Annotated in this window: 15 protein-coding genes and 1 pseudogene; 8 read left to right on the top strand and 8 right to left on the bottom strand. The window is 58.1% G+C overall.

Translation table 11 applies throughout. The features are described from left to right. Positions 1-22 precede the first annotated feature (22 nt). The gene (locus tag ACZ9DP_RS22380) at positions 23-1,321 is read left to right on the top strand and encodes an epoxide hydrolase family protein (RefSeq protein ID WP_476203598.1); all 1,299 of its coding nucleotides are present in this window, start codon (positions 23-25) and stop codon (positions 1,319-1,321) included. A gap of 485 nt (positions 1,322-1,806) precedes the next feature. On the opposite strand, the gene ACZ9DP_RS22375 is transcribed toward ACZ9DP_RS22380, so the two are convergent. After that, positions 1,807-2,115 (bottom strand): hypothetical protein, encoded by a 309-nt coding sequence (locus tag ACZ9DP_RS22375; RefSeq protein WP_476203597.1) that lies wholly within the window; start codon positions 2,113-2,115, stop codon positions 1,807-1,809. A gap of 210 nt (positions 2,116-2,325) precedes the next feature. Between ACZ9DP_RS22375 and ACZ9DP_RS22370 the strand changes: the two genes are divergently transcribed. From ACZ9DP_RS22370 to ACZ9DP_RS22355, 4 genes are all read left to right on the top strand, one after another. Continuing rightward, positions 2,326-4,044, top strand: coding sequence for an argonaute/piwi family protein (locus ACZ9DP_RS22370; RefSeq protein ID WP_476203596.1), 1,719 nt, complete (start codon positions 2,326-2,328; stop codon positions 4,042-4,044). 2 nt (positions 4,045-4,046) lie between these two features. Beyond that, positions 4,047-5,207, top strand: coding sequence for a PD-(D/E)XK nuclease domain-containing protein (locus ACZ9DP_RS22365; protein ID WP_476203595.1), 1,161 nt, complete (start codon positions 4,047-4,049; stop codon positions 5,205-5,207). A 101-nt stretch (positions 5,208-5,308) separates the two neighbouring features. Beyond that, positions 5,309-6,616, top strand: a complete 1,308-nt coding sequence (locus tag ACZ9DP_RS22360) for an RES family NAD+ phosphorylase (protein ID WP_476203594.1) — start codon at positions 5,309-5,311, stop codon at positions 6,614-6,616. Between the two features lie 224 nt (positions 6,617-6,840). Then, complete coding sequence (locus ACZ9DP_RS22355) at positions 6,841-7,881, top strand: TIR domain-containing protein (protein WP_476203593.1); 1,041 nt, start codon at positions 6,841-6,843, stop codon at positions 7,879-7,881. Between the two features lie 735 nt (positions 7,882-8,616). Here the strand turns inward: ACZ9DP_RS22355 and ACZ9DP_RS22350 are convergent. The 3 genes and pseudogenes from ACZ9DP_RS22350 to ACZ9DP_RS22340 all read right to left on the bottom strand — a co-directional run bounded on the left by ACZ9DP_RS22350 (position 8,617) and on the right by ACZ9DP_RS22340 (position 10,787). Beyond that, positions 8,617-9,579: an AAA family ATPase gene (locus ACZ9DP_RS22350; RefSeq protein WP_476205449.1), complete on the bottom strand. Its 963-nt coding sequence runs from the start codon at positions 9,577-9,579 to the stop codon at positions 8,617-8,619. Between the two features lie 43 nt (positions 9,580-9,622). Further along, positions 9,623-10,300: pseudogene (locus tag ACZ9DP_RS22345) on the bottom strand (AAA family ATPase); the annotation flags it as partial. Positions 10,301-10,490: 190 nt separating this feature from the next. Next, entirely contained in the window at positions 10,491-10,787 is a 297-nt protein-coding gene (locus ACZ9DP_RS22340; protein WP_476203592.1) for a DUF6634 family protein, read from the bottom strand. A gap of 166 nt (positions 10,788-10,953) precedes the next feature. On the opposite strand from ACZ9DP_RS22340, the gene ACZ9DP_RS22335 reads away from it, so the two are divergent. The 3 genes from ACZ9DP_RS22335 to ACZ9DP_RS22325 all read left to right on the top strand — a co-directional run bounded on the left by ACZ9DP_RS22335 (position 10,954) and on the right by ACZ9DP_RS22325 (position 13,323). Then, positions 10,954-11,223, top strand: a complete 270-nt coding sequence (locus tag ACZ9DP_RS22335; protein ID WP_476203591.1) for a helix-turn-helix domain-containing protein — start codon at positions 10,954-10,956, stop codon at positions 11,221-11,223. Positions 11,224-11,810: 587 nt separating this feature from the next. Continuing rightward, positions 11,811-12,008, top strand: coding sequence for a hypothetical protein (locus ACZ9DP_RS22330; protein WP_028739595.1), 198 nt, complete (start codon positions 11,811-11,813; stop codon positions 12,006-12,008). A 295-nt stretch (positions 12,009-12,303) separates the two neighbouring features. Then, complete coding sequence (locus ACZ9DP_RS22325; protein ID WP_039845252.1) at positions 12,304-13,323, top strand: GlxA family transcriptional regulator; 1,020 nt, start codon at positions 12,304-12,306, stop codon at positions 13,321-13,323. Between the two features lie 16 nt (positions 13,324-13,339). Here ACZ9DP_RS22325 and ACZ9DP_RS22320 read toward each other — a convergent pair whose 3' ends face one another. The 4 genes from ACZ9DP_RS22320 to ACZ9DP_RS22305 all read right to left on the bottom strand — a co-directional run bounded on the left by ACZ9DP_RS22320 (position 13,340) and on the right by ACZ9DP_RS22305 (position 18,805). After that, entirely contained in the window at positions 13,340-14,671 is a 1,332-nt protein-coding gene (locus ACZ9DP_RS22320) for a diguanylate cyclase (RefSeq protein ID WP_476203590.1), read from the bottom strand. A gap of 206 nt (positions 14,672-14,877) precedes the next feature. Next, positions 14,878-15,708, bottom strand: a complete 831-nt coding sequence (locus ACZ9DP_RS22315) for a response regulator (RefSeq protein WP_074068842.1) — start codon at positions 15,706-15,708, stop codon at positions 14,878-14,880. Positions 15,709-15,879: 171 nt separating this feature from the next. Beyond that, complete coding sequence (locus ACZ9DP_RS22310) at positions 15,880-16,143, bottom strand: hypothetical protein (protein WP_476203589.1); 264 nt, start codon at positions 16,141-16,143, stop codon at positions 15,880-15,882. Between the two features lie 121 nt (positions 16,144-16,264). Continuing rightward, a complete protein-coding gene (locus tag ACZ9DP_RS22305; RefSeq protein ID WP_476203587.1) occupies positions 16,265-18,805 on the bottom strand; it encodes a mechanosensitive ion channel domain-containing protein in 2,541 nt (846 codons plus the stop codon). Positions 18,806-18,807: the final 2 nt, after the last annotated feature.

Here is an 18,807-nt window from a genome sequence, read left to right as displayed (position 1 = left end):
AGCAAACACGCAGGAGGATGCCATGCCCCGTATACAGCCCGAAGTCACACGTCGAACAGTTCTCGCCGTCGCCGCAGCCGCAGGCGCGATGGGTATGCTCCCAGGAACACTCGCCGCTTCGACTACAACCCCCGACATCACACCGTTCAAGTTTTCGGCCACCGACGAGCAGCTTAAGGATCTTCGACGTCGTGTTGCAGCGACCCGCTGGCCGGACCGCGAGACGGTGACGGATGATACGCAGGGTGTGCGGCTTGATACGATCCAGAAAGTCGCCAAGCACTGGAAGGGCCATGACTGGCGCATGGTCGAGACCCGGCTCAATTCCTTCCCGCAGTTCATGACCGAGATCGACGGTCTCGACATTCATTTCATCCATGTGAAGTCCAAGCATGAAAAGGCGCTGCCCATTATCATCACGCATGGCTGGCCGGGTTCGATCATTGAGCAGATGAAGATCATCAAGCCGCTGACCGATCCGACCGCCTATGGCGGCACCGAGGCCGATGCCTTCCATGTCGTCATCCCCTCGCTGCCGGGGTATGGCTTTTCGGGCAAGCCAAAGCAGCCCGGCTGGAATCCGCCACGCATCGCCAAGGCCTGGGCCGTGCTGATGCAGCGTCTTGGTTACACGAAATACGTCGCCCAGGGCGGCGACTGGGGCAATGCCGTTTCCGAACTGATGGCGGTGCAGGAGCCTCCGGGCTTGCTCGGCATCCACACCAATATGGCAGCGACCGTGCCCGCCGATATCGCCAAGGCGCTTTCGGCCGGCAGCCCGGCCCCTGCAGATCTTTCGGCCGATGAAAAGCGCGCCTACGAGCAGCTCGACGATTTTTACAAGAACGGCCTCGGCTACGCGATCGAGATGAACAACCGGCCGCAGACGCTCTACGGCATCGTGGATTCACCGGTTGGCCTCGCCTCCTGGATGCTCGACCACGATATCAGAAGCTACCGAATGATCGCCCGCTCCTTCGACGGCGAGAAGGAGGGCCTCACGCCTGACGATATCCTCGACAATGTCACGCTCTACTGGCTGACGAACACGGCGATCTCCTCGGCACGGCTTTATTGGGACAATGCGCATTTCCCCTCGGGCGGTTTCTTCGATCCGCGCGGCATCAAGATCCCGGTGGCCGTCAGCGCCTTCCCGGATGAGATCTACCAGGCGCCGCAGAGCTGGGCGGAAAAGGCCTATTCGAAGCTCATCCACTACAACAGGCCGGAAAAGGGCGGGCATTTTGCCGCCTGGGAACAGCCGGAGCTGTTTACGGCAGAGCTGCGCGACTCGTTCAGGCCGCTGCGCAACCAAATCTAAGAACCTGGATTAGAAGTTTGAGTTGGGCTCAAAGATTGAGGAGTCTCGAGGCCAAGTATGTCAGTGCCCGCAGTGCAAGCGATCACGGACGATTCTGCAGCCACGGGATTCTTGTAACCCGCGTTCAGGCCAAGACGAGGTACGAGCGCCGCCAGCTACCCCGTTATAGATAGTTGCAGGAGCAGGAAACCACAGGTCGAGTAGCTTTTGAGCGCCTGCCTAGTGGAAATTCCTTGCCTTCACCTTGAGCGTGTCAATGTGGAGATCCCTGACAACAGTTCCTTAGCCTCGTGAAAAGGCGGGATCTTCAGTTGTCTTGATACATCCGCAGCCCTTTAAGTCGATCGGGTTCTAGCGATCAAGTCAGGGGATTATTTCGCGCTTTCCATTGCGAGCATACGTTGCGTCGATACAATTGATTCAAGCGAATCTATTTTCTACTGGCAGAATTAATGGCCCTTACGATCAACTTTGCACCGATATCCTTAGATGGCGACTGCGAGGTCCTCGTTGGGCGCCAGAACTATGACAAGGATCGGCTGGCCGAACTGCGTTCCGACTTTCGAAGCACTCACCTCTTCAGGCGCGATGGCGCCGATAGCATGGTCGATATTCCGATAGCTCCCGGCGGGTCTCCAGTCGGGAATGTGCAGGAAACCATCGATCTGAGGCGTAACCAACAATACTGGCCAATGCTGCTGCAGGAATCGTTGATCCAACTGCTGGGCAAGCGTCCGATTCTTTCGCACAATCCCTTGAAGTTCCTTGGCGCCCGAGTCCCGCTGATCGAGCATGCGAATCTTCCTAACTGGCTGCAACGCGTCTCGGTCACGGAGATATACACGCGGCACATATCCATTGACGGAAGGAAGGTTCATGGCATCGCATGCGACGTTCGCGCCAGGTCGTTCATCGCCGCATCGTGCGACATTCTCATCGACGCAGGTGTGCCTGTCGTTGGCAAGTACGTCCTAGTCGAACTCCCTTCGATTGATCCCCGGACGATGCCTAAACGGAAGCTCGTAGGACGCGTCCGCGGCATCGAGGGCGAAGAGCTTTTCCTCGATGACCATGAGCCCGGCTTTGAGCGGGTGGCAACAAAACTGGCCTTCCTGGAGCCGCGCACAGAGACCTTCGAGGCCTGCGTGCGGAAGATGCTTGGACGTGAGGCCGAACTTGTCCTGGAAAAATCCCAGCGAGCTTCACAGGAGCTCGCCTCCGGTCCGGGCAAGTTGCGACACATCACGGAGATCGTTCAGTACATCAGGGACAAGAAGCCCGCCGCGACTCCGGAATCCCACTTCGTGATCCACCCTCTTCTTGGTTCGCATAGAAGGTTGTTTCCCTCGCAGGAATTGATCGAAAAGCCGTCTCTGATGTTTGATCCAAGCGGCAGCCGGAAGGACGATTGGGCAGAGCGCGGACTGAAGACCCACGGCCCATACGACGAAAAGGTGTTCTCGCCGAAAAGCTTGAAGATTGCCGTCGTGTGTCAGGCACGGCTGGAAGGGCGAGTGGATGAATTCGTCGCAAAATTCCTAGACGGCATGCCAAAGGTCGTGCAGCAAGGAAAGAGCTTCGCCCGATATGGTGACGGGTTCGTAAAGCGGTTTCGTTTCAACAAGCCCACGGTTCACTACTTCCTTGCGGACGGCACCTCTGACGACGCGTATGCGAAGGCAAGCCGCGAAGCGCTCGATCGCGCCCGGGACGGAGGGTTCGAATGGGATCTCGCGATCGTTCAGATTGAGGAAGAGTTCAAGTCGCTGGCCGATGGCTCGAATCCCTACTACACTACGAAGTCGATTTTCTTGAAGCGAAACGTCCCGGTGCAAAGCGTCAGACTGGAAACGATGTCGTTCCCGGACAATGAACTCGTTTTCTCGATGAACCATCTCAGTCTGGCGACCTATGCGAAGCTTGGTGGAACACCATGGCTGCTCGCAGCAAGCCAGACGGTAGCGCATGAGTTGGTGATAGGATTGGGCTCGAGTACCAGTTCCGAGAGCCGTCTCGGTCCCCAAACACGTCACGTTGGCATCACCACGGTATTCTCGAGCGACGGCAGCTACCTCCTCAGCGACCGAACCGCGGCCGTCTCATACGAACAATATTCCGAGGAGCTTCGAAAAACCCTCAAGCGCACTATCGAGACGGTCCGAGCCGACGACAATTGGCGAAGTACAGACAAGGTCCGGCTGGTCTTCCACTCATTCAAGCCCTTCAAGGATTCGGAGGTAGAGGCGATAGACACCCTTACCGGTGATCTCGGTCTGGGGGACGTCACGGCCGCATATCTTCACATCGCGCCGGATCATCCGTTTGTTGTCTTCGACCACAGCCAGAAAGGATTGCCCGCGCGCGGCGGCAGGAAGGGTGTTCTCGGCCCCGCCCGCCAGCTTCACATCCGCCTCAGCGACTATGAGTCCCTCGTCGTGTTTGCGGGAGCTTCGGAATTGAAGCAGACAACCGACGGGATGCCCCGGCCCGCTTTGATCAAGCTCCATCCGAAGTCGACCTTCAAGGACATGACGTATCTGTCTCGACAGGCGTTCGCTTTCTCCGCCCACTCATGGCGCATGCTTTCTCCCGAGCCGTTCCCGATAACCATCCGATACTCCGACCTCATTGCCCAACGACTGGCAGGATTGGCATCGGTGAAGGACTGGGATCCCGATGCGGTGACGTTCGGAGCAATCGGCCATAAGCCTTGGTTTCTCTAACGATGATAGATCTCGGCACCATACGCCAGGAACTTGAGCGCGGGCTGGAAAGCAGCGGCGCCGCCGTCCATGTGCGCGCTTTTGCCGGATGGATACTCGGTGACGCTGCGCGCTTGGCCACAGAAGTGGGAACCGCTGCCGAAGGTCTAGCCCAAAACACGCTGCCGGAGCAGATAGCAGCGCTGGGTTATGGGAAGGCTAGCGGCACGCTGACCGATGATCAGGAGAACCGCCTGAAATCGGAGATGATCCAGTTTTCGGGCAGGCGATTTTTCAGTCCAGGCCGCCCCCTTCGCGTCGAAATAGACGGCGTCGCCCTCCTCGGCATCTCGTTTGCCGCCAGAGACATGAATGACCGAAAATGGTTGGCCGAACTTCTCGCGAGATCGGCGGCGGAGGTGGAAGACGATTTCTGGAACCAGGGGTTCGTTTCCGCAGCGAGATACCTGCTCGACGTCCCGCTCCCGAGTTCCGGCCCTCAGGATCTGGCTTTCGCGCTTTCGCTACGCGGCATTGGAGACACGACGGACAGCATGGCGGCGAACGCTTGGGAAATCGCCTCCCGTGTCCCCGCCCCCAGGCTGGGACTCGATCATCTGGCCGTGCGTATCGCCGCGTTCGACGCAGTAATGGCAAGAAGCACCCATATCAGGATCGCCTCGCCCGACTTCGGGGACCTGCTGCTCGCATTGCGCGGAGTTCCCCGGGCGATGAAGCATTGGCCTTTCGAAGCAAAGCCGCGAACGGCACGATCTCAGGTGGCCGTGTGGCATATCGAAAACGAGTACCATGTTCAGGCTCTGCTGTGGACAATACTCGCTCCCATTTTCCCCGATCTCGAAGACGAGGAAAACCTCCCGTCGGTCGGGCACAAGCGCCCAAGGGTCGATCTCGCCGTGCCATCGCTTCGCACCCTCATCGAGGTGAAGTTCATGCGCGGCGGTTCGCAGACGGACTTCGCCAAGGTTATCGACGAAGTCGCGGCCGACGCGTCGCTCTACCTGAGCGCCGTGACAGAATTCGACCGTATAGTGGCATTCGTCTGGGACGATTCCGCGCATACCGAACAGCATCACGAGCTTCAGTCCGGCCTCGAGAAAATCAGGGGCATCGCCGCGGCCGTGGTCGTGCCACGTCCGGGCAGAATGGCGCGAAGAAGCTGAACTTGACGATCCGACCTATGGCCATCCAGCGGCATCTTCACCGCCACGGGTCACGACTGAACGTGGTCATCCATTTCTTCAATCCTGAATGAGGTCCATCCTTGACCCTTTTGTGTCCGCACTGCTTCTCCAACAAAGGGCTCCAGCAGCGCCTCATAGAGATCCGACCCACCTTTCCGGACGATCGGTGCACGTTCCATCCCAACCTGAAGGGAATCCCTGTCAAGGCTGTCGCCCAGATCATCGATGAGGTCTTCCGCAACAACTATGGCCTCGGCCGCTACAACTCGTTCTACGACGAGCAAGAGGGAGAAGACCTGCAGGGCGTGCTGTACGGTTTGACCGGCGCTGATCTTGACGGCGTCGTCTCGGCAATTGCCGACCAGTTGATCGAAGGCGATCCTTACTGGCCACCCGACGGAGAGGACCCATTCTATTCCAGCGAAGTCGCGTATCAACGCAGCTACGACGCATTCAACGGCCACAGCTATCTATGGGACGAGTTCTGCCAAAGCATCGTACACGGGCAGCGCTTCTTTAATTCGAAAGCCAAGGAGCTGCTCTTCAAGATTTTCGACCGCATACACCTGCAGCGCGACCTCCAGCGAGCCAACCCGGTGTACGCCATCCAGCCCGGATCGGAACAGGCCACCGTATACCGTGTGAGAAATGTCGGCGACCCGGAGGCTCGCAAGCAAATCCGGGAAGATGTACCCGCAAACATGGGTCCGCCGCCCTCGCGGCTTCGTCGTCCGGGTCGAATGAACCCTTCCGGCATTGGAGCGCTCTACGCCGGCTTCGACCTCGAGACCTGCGTCGCCGAGATGCGTCCGACTGTGGGGGACGTGATCGTGTCGGCTCAGTTCGACATCATCGAACCGTTGTGGGTTCTCGACACGACGCGCTTTTCAGGACGCTTCAAGGAGCCAAACCTCTTCTCCAAGGATCATATCAGGCGCACAGCGCAGTGGCGTTTCATGCAGCGCTTCATGGTCGAGATTGCACGCCCGATCTCCCGGAACGATGAGCACCTGGACTACATTCCCACTCAAGCGGTCGCCGAGTATCTGCTCAACCACCACGACTTTCACGTTAACGGCTCCCAACACCGTATCGAGGCGATCATCTATCAGTCAGCACAACACCCGGAAGGCAAGAACATTGTCATTCTCGGAGACGCCTGCGCCATCGAGGCCATGCCTGTTCAAACCAAGGCAAAGACGACATCCTACGGAGAGCCATTCGACAGTCTCGTCTCGTCCCTGCCCCGCTTCCGTTCCCCGAGCGTTGCGCCGCGCATGCGGTTCAAGTACGGAAGCGTTGCTGAGCACAAGGTGCAGGGCGCGACGTTCCACTCTGTTCCCCATGAAGAATATTACCATGGAGATGACGAAGACGCGCCGTTCTGACACGACGGCTCTAGGCGGTCACTACTCGAGCTCGTAGACAGGGCGTTATCCTGGATTTCGCGCAGCCCCTTGTCAGAAGCGTGCCTCAGCCCCCCTCGTGCGTCCAACCGCGATATCCAATCTCTGCGACGTTGGCCGGGGAAGTCCAAGGTCCCCCATCAGACTATCCCTTGTCGAATCGCAGAGGTGGCGGATAGATGGATTCCACATACCCGGAGTAGAAAATGGCAGACATCTTCATCAGCCACGCCGTTGTGGACAAAGCTCTCGCTGAGAAGCTCGTCACGTTCCTGAAGGAAGCAATTGGCGTACCCTCCAATGCCATTTTCTGCTCGAGCGTGGATGGGCATGGAATCCCTCTTGGTGACGACTTTAACAAATACATGAAGGATCAGATTCAGGAACCAAAGCTAGTCATTCTTCTCATGACGCCCCAATACATGGAGAGCTGGTTCTGCCTGATGGAGGTGGGAGCCGCATGGGCGATTTCGCTCAACCCACTTCCGATCGTGGTCCCTCCGGTGCAGTTCAACGTGATCGCCAGTACGCTCGGGTTGAAGCAGGGCTGGAAGATCGACGATCACGCAAAACTCATTGATCTGCGGGCGAAAATAAAGGCGACGGGCATCGGCCTGGAGCCCCGTTCCGAACACGACTGGGAGAAGAAGCGCACGGCTTGGAGAGCTGACCTCGGCAGGCTCCTGAAGAACATTGCCAAGCCGACGAGTGTCACCGCCGCAGACCACGAGTCCATCAAGCAGGAGTTGGAGGAACTTCGGCAGCAGTACGCCAATCTCGAAGAAGAGTACCAGGCGGCGAACGAAACGATCGAAGAACTCAAGGCGGCAAAGGATCCGGCTGCCGTAAAGGCGATCATGCAGAAGAAGTCCGGCTTCGACGCCGAAGCCCGCTTCGATGAGCTCATCGAAAACGTTTCAAAGGCCCGGCCTAAGATTTCGATCTGGTTCTATCGGAGCAATGTGTTGATGGATCTCTACGGCAAGGCCGCCACCATCGACCCCCGAGACCAGCAGCAAAAGGCGGACATGGAATCCGCCATCCAGTACAACCTGGCCGACCCCGATGTGCCACATGATTTCCTCTGGAAGGGCGCCAAGCTGAAGCGGGTGGCTATCGCCGTGAAGGCGTTGGAAGAGTTCCTGGAGAGCCCGGAAGCCGAGGAGTTCGTGAAGAGCAAGCAGGCCGAGGGGATATCGATGGAAACCGATGATCTCGATTTCTGGGAAGAACATCTTCTCTCGTGAACGAAGCCCGGTGGACAAAACCCGATAGCGCTTTGTAATTGCCTGCGGAGGCGCGACCTCTGAGCAATTTGCCACCAACACCGAGGCGGCTGCGCCAGTGTCGATCCTTCGTAGTGGGTCGGCGCCGTCGCCTAGTCGTCGTTTCAGCCCTCCGCCAATCCCCCCGATCACCTGATCGGCATCCTCGTCCTTAACGAGTTCAGGTCTAGCGGATAGTTGGATGTTGCCCACGGCAGGTCCGCGGCAGCTCAACACGGCGTCGTCGGTTCATCATGGATTGAAACCGCCTCGCCTCGGCGAAACGATTATGCCAGCGCTGCGTCGACGAGATGAGTCCTGTCGAGCATTCGAGCTACTTTTCGTGAATCCCAGGCGCCCAGGCACACCAGTCTATCTGACGCGCAATAGGCCGCCGCGCCGGCCGCCGAAATGGATTGAGCTACTCCTGATCTTTCTTCCATTTCCTGAGGGTTTCTCTGCGTTTGCCTTGACCTACGATTTTGCGTTCGAGCTGACCCGGCGCGAGTCCTGCTTTCGGCGGCGGGCCAATAAACCTTTCGCTCCTGTGCTCCGATCTGCCGAAAGGGTTCGACCTCTCAGCCTTGCCGTCATCGTCCTGCGAGGCCTTCGACATGGTAGCGCTCCAACTCCACCACGAGTTCATCGTCGCAGTGCGGATTACAATCAATGGCGCGCCGCCCGCCCCAATCGCGTCAGCGCGGCCGCCCACTTGCGTTAAGCCGCCTCCGCCAAACCGCTCCGCTCAATCTTCACAGTGCCATAGGTCACGACATCGGCTGCCAAGGTTAGGATTCGTTCGCGCTCCTCCGTCAGCATGGCAAGCACTCGCTTCCATTGTTCCTCGAGGAGTAGCGAGACTTCAGATTCCATGCTTTCAGGAAGTGGTTTGTCGCCGAGGTCCTTAACGGTCCCCATGAAAATCGGAGACCTGCCAAGTCCATAGCTTCCTATCATGCGCCTTGCGATGGCGGTCGCCCTCTCGACATCACTGCCCATCGAGCCACCTGATCCCACAGATCGATCGCCGAACACGACAAACTCGGCAGCCATTCCCGCCAAAGATGCGGCAATCCTTTTCAACAGGCTCGTTTCCGTTGGAAAATAGTCCGGTACCAGCTCGTATGTTGTGAGTCCTCCAACAAACCCATCTGCATTCGGATCGAAAGTATACTTGATCTCGATCGTCGCAGCAGTCGCGTGACCAAGAGCGAGCGCAACGAGGGCATGGCCAGCTTCGTGCGCAGCGAGCCTGAGCAACTGCTCCGGAGTGTATAGCAGTTTCTCCGGAAGTTGGGCCTCTAGGTCGCGCAGTTCCAGCTCTCGGTTGTCATTCCTAGCGGCCGTGCGAGCTTTGCGAACCAACCGTTCGATATCCGCACCAGGCTTCCCCTCGAGGTCCTCGGCAATATCAAGCAAGGATTCGAACGGTAGTGCCCCACCTGCATGATGGCTGAGGATCTGAGCCCTCGTCACCCTATTGGGCAGAGAAAGAGTGAAGTGATCGTCAATCCTTCCGGCGCGCAATATCGCCGAGTCAATCCAGTCAGGATAGTTCGTGGCACCGACCACGACGACGCCCTCGCCGAGACTTGATAGGAGCGTCAGGAAATCCGTGACCACAACCTGCCAGTACTGGTCGTTGTGATTTCCCGACGGTCGGGCGAGCCGCGTGCCTATTGCGTCGATTTCGTCGATGAAAAAGAACTGCGCCCTTTCCGTCGTTCACGTTTTCAAAGGTCTTCCGCATCGCTGCAAGCATGTCATCGAGCGCACCAGCCGATTGCCAGGCGCCGACAGTCACGGAGACCAGCCTCATCTCAAGGGCGCTGGCCAGCGCGGAAGCGAATAGAGTCTTACCTGTTCCAGGAAGCCCCGATACGAGGACCCCTGCTCGAGCCAGCTTCCATTCGAGCTTTCGCTGACGCCAGCGGGAGACATTCTCCACCAAGTCCCTCGCCCAGGGCTTGACCTCCTCATACCCAGGCAATTCGAAAAGACTGGGAACAACCGTGTCCAGTCGGTGAAGATCGTCAATCTCATTGAACGCACCCTCGACGAAAGCCTGTTTGAGAACCGCTGCGAGAATGACATTCTGAGGACGCTTGGCCACCTCGGAAGCGACGAAATCTGAAATTGGGGCCTTCCCCGATATGCGCCTGGCGGCATTGATGTGCCGCGCGGTCGGTGGTTCGACGAAAAGAACAGCAGTCGCCGCAAAGCGCACTTCCTTCGGAACTTCGCCGATATCTCTTGCGACCAGAATGTCGAGGCCTTTTAGATCGAAGATCGATGCCGGTCTGTGGGGAGTGCCCTTTTTCCGAACTGGGTTTGCGAGACGCACCCTAATGTCCTTATCAACCCAGTCATCCGCCCATCTATCGCGTACGACGTCCAGCATTGCCAATGCGGCGGCCTCGTACTCGTCGGCACGATATCCCGGAGGAACAACGAAGACCAGGAAGCCTTTGATGTCATACCGCAGCCGGCCGATCGCTTTCGTGGCGCGAACAAGACCGCACCCGGCTAGGAAAACGCCTGCATCTTTCGAGAGCTTTTGGTTTCGGACCTTTGCACCAGCGAACCGCATTCTAATTCCCCCAGCACTGATTGCGATTGGAGAGGCGATACCAATTGTTCATTGTCCGGGCGATACCACGATTGGGATCCAGGAAGAAAAGCTGGCTAGTAATGATCTCCTTGCCGTCCTGGAGACGAGGATGACCACTTACGATCCCCGACAACGCGTAGGCGCGCCCAAGAACGGCCCGGTAGCCATCAAGCAGCGGCGCATTTGCGATATCGCTCAGTTCAATCTCATCCGCGTTCGCTCGGCGAATATCTTCCAGCAGGCGCTCGGTTGCGCGGCTGTCTATCCATTGGAACATGTTGAGCGGTTCCCCTCGTTGACCTCGATTCGGCGTCGTCAAAGGATATCGAGTCCTTGTGCGACTCATTGGTACATATTGACTATTTTCTTGTCTTTTTGTGCCACGAATTGGTATGTGTCAACTATTATTTGCGCGGTGGAGGATTTGATGACACTCAATCCTTATGAGACCGCCGCCACGTCTACTCGTTGCCGCTCGCCTTCTCCTTGGTCAGACGCAGGCCGAGGTCGCTGCCGCTTCCGGAATAAGCCCGAAGACAATTTTCAAAGCAGAGAATGGTACCGCAGGGATCGTGAGCGTAGAGAAGCTGATGCGTCACTACGTGTCGAACGGCGTGTCGTTTATCGAGCCAGGATCGAAGCCGGGGTGGGGAATCCAGACGGATTTTCTTCACAACGATTACGACACCGAGAGCGCAGCGCTCGGGCAGTAGGCCTGCGCCATCTCGTTCAGAGCTCCGGTTCGAGATCCAAATTGTACGACAGCGCTAATAACGAGGTCCACTCCACGCCATAGCACGCTTCTCGGACGGCTATGGCAACGCGGGCCGCTCGCCACGCTGGATGACCTCTCCGGTCGACATCCTGCGCCGAATCTCCCCTCATTCCGAAATCCCGTTCTTTTGAGGAAAGTTTCAATTCATGGGGTGAGGATCTTCCAGAAGTTTGATTGTGTTGCAGGCGGCGGTCGCTTCTAAGTCTATGTTGGCCGGCGGCAATTAAAAGCGCGATTCTGAAATCGCAATTAGTGTCAGAAAAAGTCCCGATCCTTTGGGTTCAGAGTTCCAAGTGCTTGGTGCCGACATCAATTTCGCTATTGGTGATTCAGCGGCGCTCTAAGCCGGGTTTTGTGACGCTTTAAGGCGGGTTCGACAAAATATGCGGTTGCGGCGGCAAACGGGAACCGCCCCGATAGGTTCAACAAATCTGATCGTATCCATAAAATCTATTCGTTTGTTTGATGGATGGCCAGGGAGCATATTAAGCATCAAGTGCAAACCTCGTGAGAAAGGAAACGATGATGACTACGATCGGTTACCGGGATGGCAAGAGCTCATCCTCCGACGCGCACTTTGATGTAGCAAGCCTTGCCCGCAGGCTCGCACATTCCTGGCACCAGTGGCAGAACGCGCGGGAAATCGAATCCATGCCTTTCGACATTCGCAAGGATATTGGTTGGCCGTCTGCGGACGACGCGGATGAACGCAAGGTTATGTAATGAATGCGACATACCTCCCCGCTTGAAGGCGGCGCCAGCCCACCGGCAGCGCCGCCTTCATCGTTTCAGCGCCCCGCAGATTTAATCTTGAATTCTAGAGGCATATATCTTCAAACAAGCCGATGCCGCAACTTTTGCCGACTGTTTTCGTCATTTGACGACGATCAAATTCGCCAATGTCGCAAAATAGCTCTTCACGGCCGCATTTTTCCATGCGAATGTCGCTTTCGAGACATCGGAACGACGCATTCCACGCAACGAATAGGCAATCGCCCCTCGAGCATGGATTTTTCTCATGAACAAGATGCTGACCAAGAAGCGTTCTCTCGTCTTCTTTATGGTTCCCCAGTTCACCATGCTGCCCTTTTCGGCGGCGATCGACACGCTGCGCATCGCCAACCGCATGCTCGGCTATCAGGCTTATACCTGGCGGCTGACCTCGGTCGACGGCAACAAGGTCTATTCCTCCTGCGGCATCGGCGTCGAGGCAAATTCGTCGCTTGCCGAAGAGCGCCGACACCTCGGCGGTGAAAACCGCCCGAACATGGTGCTCGTCTGTTCGGGCATCGATGTCGAGGATTTCAACAACAAGTCCGTCAATGCCTGGCTTCGCGAATCCTACAATCGCGGCGTGGCCGTCGGCAGTCTCTGTACGGGCGCGCATGTGCTTGCTCAGGCCGGGCTCTTGAACGGCAAGCGCTGCGCGATCCACTGGGAAAACCTGCCTGGTTTCTCCGAAGCCTTTCCGCAGGCGGAGGTCTATGCCGACCTCTACGAAGTGGACAGCAATCTCTACACCTGCGCCGGCGGCACCGCTTCGCTCGACATGATGCTGAACCTCATCGGCCAGGATTTTGGCGAAGCGCTCGTCAACCGTGTCTGCGAGCAGCATCTGACCGATCGTGTCCGCAGTCCGCACGACCGCCAGCGCCTGCCGCTGCGCGCCCGCCTCGGCGTCCAGAATTCCAAGGTTCTGTCGATCATCGAACTGATGGAAGGCAATCTCGCCGAACCTCTGTCGCTGCTTGAGATCGCTGATGGCGCCGGCCTGTCCCGCCGCCAGATCGAACGGCTTTTCCGGCAGGAAATGGGCCGGTCTCCCGCCCGCTACTATCTGGAGATCCGGCTCGATCGCGCCCGCCACCTGCTGGTGCAGTCTTCGATGCCGGTCGTCGAGGTCGCAGTCGCTTGCGGCTTCGTCTCCGCGTCGCATTTCTCGAAGTGTTATCGCGAACTTTACAACCGTTCACCGCAGCAGGAGCGCGCCGAGCGCAAGCTGACGATGGCAACGGCTCGCCAAGCGATCGCAGCATAACAAAGATGGCGGCGCACTACTGCGCCGCCTCCTCCGTCATCCTGGCGTCGGAATAGACCTGGTTACGGCCCTTGTGTTTGGCCATGTAGAGAAACTGGTCGGCGGCGTTGAGGTAATTCTCGAAGGTCTCGTAGCCCGAGATTTCCGCAACGCCGATCGAGATCGTAACCGACAGTTCCTCGTCGTCGGCAGCCACCTTCAGCCGTGAGATATCCGAGCGGATTTCGTCGCAGAGCTTCGTTGCCGCAGCCGAATCCACCATCGGGAAAAGGATCGCAAACTCCTCGCCGCCGAGGCGCGAGAGAAGATTGTCGCTGCCTTCGAAGATTGCAGCAAGCCGGCTTGCAACCGCCTTCAGCACCTCGTCGCCGATCTCGTGGCCATAGGTGTCGTTCAGCCGTTTGAAATGATCGATGTCGAGGATAGCGACTGAACTCGGCGATTTCTGCCTCAGGCACTCGTTCACGACCTTCGGCCCGCAATCGTAGAAATAGCGGCGGTTATAGAGGCCGGTCAGATAATCGCATGCGGCCGCGGATCGCAGTTGCTTCATCTGCGTCAGCGTCTCGACATTGTTGGCAATGCGGCACTGAAGCTCCTCGGCCACGAACGGCCTGTAAACGAAGTCGCTGGCGCCGGCCTTCAGGAAGCTTGCCGACAGCATCCGGTCGTTGGACGAGGAGATGCCGATGACCCGCATCCTGTCGGAACCGAAGCGATGACGGATGCGCCGCGTCAGCTGATAGCCCGTCATGTCCGGCATGTGATGGTCGGTCACCACGAGTTCAATGTCGCTATAGGCCTCAAGCGCAGCCAGAGCTTCGAGCCCCGAGGTTGCCTCGACGACCATGTACTGCTGCGCCTTCAAGAGGTCGACGAGCACCTGGCGCGCAGACGGAACGTCATCGACAACGAGGACGCGCGTCTTGCGGTTCAGCATCGCGCGGCGCACGGTCGCGACCAGATTGTCGAGCGCGAATTCATTGTCCTTGAGGACGTAATCGATGACGTTGCGTTCCAGTATCCGGTTGCGGGTCGCGGTATCGAAGGTCGCGGTAAATACGATCGTGGGAACATTGTGCTCGATCGTGCAATCAAGCGCCTCGCCATAGGGCGAATCCGGCAGGTTCAGATCGACGACAGCCATCGTGAAGCCTTGACCGTCCTGCGCCAGAGCCTCCTGCAGCGCCTTCAGCGAAGAACAGGGTTTGACGTTGAGGCCGAGTTCGGCCTGAAACCGATGGCAGAGCACGGCGGAAAACATCCGGGAATCTTCAACCAGAAGTAACTTCTGGGTTCCGAAGCGTGGGCCTGAGCCGTCCCGACTGAAATCCGCCTGAAATGCCATGCCCCCTACTCTCCCAAGTGCAATGAAAACCCGAATCGGCCTTCATTGCGGCGGCAGGGACGATAGCCGAGAGGCCGCAAGGGCTGAAGGGGCAAAACGGCTATAAAGTAACCTCTAATTGCAACTATTCGAGATATCTTAACAGCGGCAGGGGGCTCCTCCTCATTCATCCGGGCGGCCTCCTGATACCGCGTTCGATCCTCGAATCAGGCAACGGCCCTCTCCTTCTTCATCGTCTGGATCTGCAGCAGCGTGTCGAGGTTTTGGTTGACGCGGCAATAGAACTCCTCGTCGATGAACGGGCGCAGCATGAAATCGTTGCCGCCCGCCTTGAGAAAGCGCGCCGAAAGCAGCCGGTTAGATGAGGACGAGACGCCGATGATGCGCAGCTGATGCGAGCCGATATTGGCGCGGATGCGCCGCGTAAGCTCGAAGCCGTCGATATCGGGCATGTTGTAGTCGGTGACCATGAGGCCAATGTCGCGATTGGCCTTCAGGATCTCGAGCGCCCTGGCGCCGCTCTCGGCAACGCTGACGCGGAAGTTATAGCGCCTCAGGCGGCTGGAGAGCAGCGCGCGCGCCGTGGCGCTGTCGTCCACGATCAGCACGTGATGGCGCTTGTTGGTCAGGAAACGGCAGATCGCTTCGGCGAGCAGATCGACTGCGAAGATGTTGTCCTTGAGGATGTAGTCGACGATATCCTTCGCCATCAGTTCGTCGCGCAGGCCCTCGTTGAAGGTGCCGGTAAAGACGATGGTCGGAATGCTGAGATCGACCAGATATTCCAGCGCCTCGCCCTTCTCAGCACCGGGGAGGTTGATGTTGGAGATCGCGAGCATGATCGGCTCGGAAGACTTGTCGTAAGCAAGCTGCAATTCCTCGAAATTGCGGCAGATCTCGACGTCGATATCGAAAAGCTCTTTCAGCCGTTTGCTGATCATCGACGTAAAGACATTTGAATCTTCAGCGAGAATAATACGCGCACCAGCAAACATCTCTCCGGAATACTGCATTCCCGAAATGCCTAAAAATGACATAGCAAACCTTTTGATGGAAATTCTGTCCCCGGCCGAACCGATACATCAATTCGTTTGAGTATTTGTTAATCGACGTAGCGCGATGCCATAAGAAGAAGGCAGTCCGTAAGACCGGCTGCTATTTCTCGACTTATGCTTAAGAGACTATGCGCGAAGGGCTGTGCCGAACGTCTACTTGATGATCGCCGAGCCTTTGACGATCTCGATAGACTCGCCGCCGCCGAGGCCGATGCGGTCGCCGTCCGGCGTCGTCATGAAGCAACCTGCGGCGCAGAGCGTCTCCGATGCGCCGGCATCGACGAAGACCTCGACGCGGTTTCCGCCTTCGGTGACGATGACGACGACCGGTGCCGGATCAGTGTTTGTGATTGTCGCCGCTTCAGCGCCCGCGGCGATGAGAAGCGAAAGAAGCATGACCGTGGCAAACCTTGCCATTCAGCGCGGCGCAGCGATGCGCCCTCCCCTGGAGCGTCTCGGCGCTGCTGCCCCAGCAGCGAAATCCCGATTGCCCAGGCTTTATAAGCGAGAGCCTCTGAACGATCCCTGAATAAAATCCTTAGCCTTTGCGATTGCCGTCGGCCGCTTTGCTGCGCAGCTGTCGCACCGCTCCGCTGTCCGTCACGTCGGTATCGCCGACAGGCTGTTCGTCTGCTCTTGTCGAGAAAGGTTCCAGCGCCGGAGCAGGCACGTGGTCGCGATGAAAAATGACATCGCTCTGCGGCAGCGGGATTTCGATCCCTTCTTCCTTGAAGCGTTTGAGGATGGCGATACGCAGGTTGTTCCTGACGTTCATGCCCTCGCCCATGTCGGCCAGCATGAAGCGCAGCTCGAAGTCCAGCGAATAGGCGCCGAAACGCAGGAACTCGACATGCGGCTCTGGATTGCGCAGCACGAATGGCGCCTCGTTGACCAGCTCCAGGAGGATATCCATGACCTTCTGCGGATCGGCGTGGTAGCTGACGGAAATGGGAATTTCCGAACGGCCGACCTTGTTGCGGTGTGTCCAGTTGCCGACCGCAGCATTGATGAGTTCGGAGTTCGGCACGATGATCGACTGCTTGCGGAAAGTCTCGATCTCCGTCGCACGCACGGAAATGCGCGTCACGATGCCTTCTGCCGTGCCCGAGACGACATGGTCACCGACCTTGAATGGCCGTTCCACAAGCAGGATCAGGCCCGAAACGAAATTCGAAACAATGTTCTGCAGGCCGAAACCGATACCGACCGAAAGAGCCGAAGCAACAAGTGCCAGGTTCGAAAGGTCGATACCTGCCGCCGAAACGCCGATGATCGCTGCAACGGCGACGCCGAGATAACCGATGCCGGTCTTGACGGAATTGCGCACGCCGAGATCGACATGGCTTCGCGCCATGACGTTGCTGTCGAGCCATCGCTGAACCCAGCGGGTCAAGAAATATCCGCCGGCGAAAAGCAGAATACCGGTAAAGATGCCGAGCAGCGAAATGCTGATCCCGCCGAGGCGGACCTCCGTGAAAAGACGGTAGGCGATCAGCTGAAGATCCTGGATATGGAAGCCCCAGAGCAACAGGATCAGGGGAATGCCGGTCATGAGCGCAACGGCATAGATCGCAAGTCCCACGCCAAGGCCGACCTGATCAATCGCCACCGGCCCCATATTGAAGCGGCTCTTCAGGAAACGGCCGATGAAGGTTTCGCCGAAGCTCTCCTGCTTGGAAATCGCCTTGCCCGAGAGCAGGCCGATATAGGTGGTCACGATGATCGCGCCGGTGATGATGAACTGCGTGGCGACGAAGCGGGCAAGGCCGACATAGCCGGTCAGCGCGGTCACGATGAGACCTAGGCCGAGCAGGCGAAGGATGATCGCCATGCCGCGCGGCCAGTGGCGCCCTGGCGCATCGGGATCTCCGTCGTGCGCCAGCATCGGACGCCCGAAGGAGGCCGCGATCAGGATGAGACCGATAATCAGCGCCGCAATCAGGCTTCTGACGACGGTCAAAACCAGCGGTGAGCCCATCGCTTCGCTGACGCTGCCGAACAGGTAGTCGAGCGCATTGACAATCGCCATCGCCAGCAGGCAGGCGCCGATCGATTGCGCGCCGCGATTGGAAAGGCGCACGAGGCGCCACTGCGGCTCCCGGGGAGCGAAGACGGCATTGCTGAAGCGGCCGACGAAATAGATCAGCCCGATCGCTCCGAAAAGAGCGGCGACAACAGGCGCAATATCCGGCCTCAACACGTTGAAACCATTGAGGAAGATATATGAGGTCACCAGCACTGCGGCAAGCGCGAAGGTGCGGATCAGCGTCGACCAGAAGGCAATCGAGAGCCGGCTGATATAGGAAGGATTCTCGACGCCGTCGTCCCGCGTCAGGTAGCGGCCGAACATCCGGTAGCCGCCTGAAAGCATGACCAGGCCTGTCGCGAGCGACATGAAGATCGCGGCGAACATCGCGAATCGCTTGAACTTCCACACGAAACTCAGCCAGCTCGAAAGTGCCTGCCGGAACTCGCCAACCTCCTCGACAAAGGCCTTGGCCGCATCGTCGAGCACCGACACCGAAACCTCAGTGCGCCTCAGCAAAGTTGCAGCAAAAAGCCGCCGGCGGGTTTCAACCACTTCGTTCATCAGCTGGTTGATGGCAAGCGAGAGGTTTTCGGCATCGCCGGTCACGGCATTGATCTGCGCACGCTCTGCCGTCAGCGCATTTCGCTCCTCGGTAACGATCTGCGCTTCCGGCGGCTGTCCCTCCTTCGGCGGATCGCCGAGCTCGGTGAGACGGCTCTTGATCTGATCGAAACGCGGGCGGAGATTGACGGAGGTCGTGAGAATGTGGCGTCCCAGTTCATCCACCTGCGCGGACAGGCTGACGAGGGCGTCGTCATTGTCGGCGTTCTGCTTCACGCCGTCCTGCAAGGACGCGAGCTTTGCCTTGGCCTTTTCGATCTCCTTGACTGCTTGGTCGAGCCCCGTATCCGCAAGGGGAGCCGGCGCCTCCGTCTGCGCCTGCGGTTGCGGCGGCTCCTGCGCAGCAGCAAAGCTGCCAGGCAGACCGGCAGCCGATACTGCAAGCATCAAGCAAAGAAGCGTCCGGAGCAGAATGATTGTCAGCCGCAAAA

It is taken from the genome of Rhizobium sp. USDA 4016 (assembly GCF_056279705.1).
The sequence above is the reverse complement of the archived record's forward strand: the minus strand, read 5'-3'. Positions and strand labels throughout refer to the sequence as shown.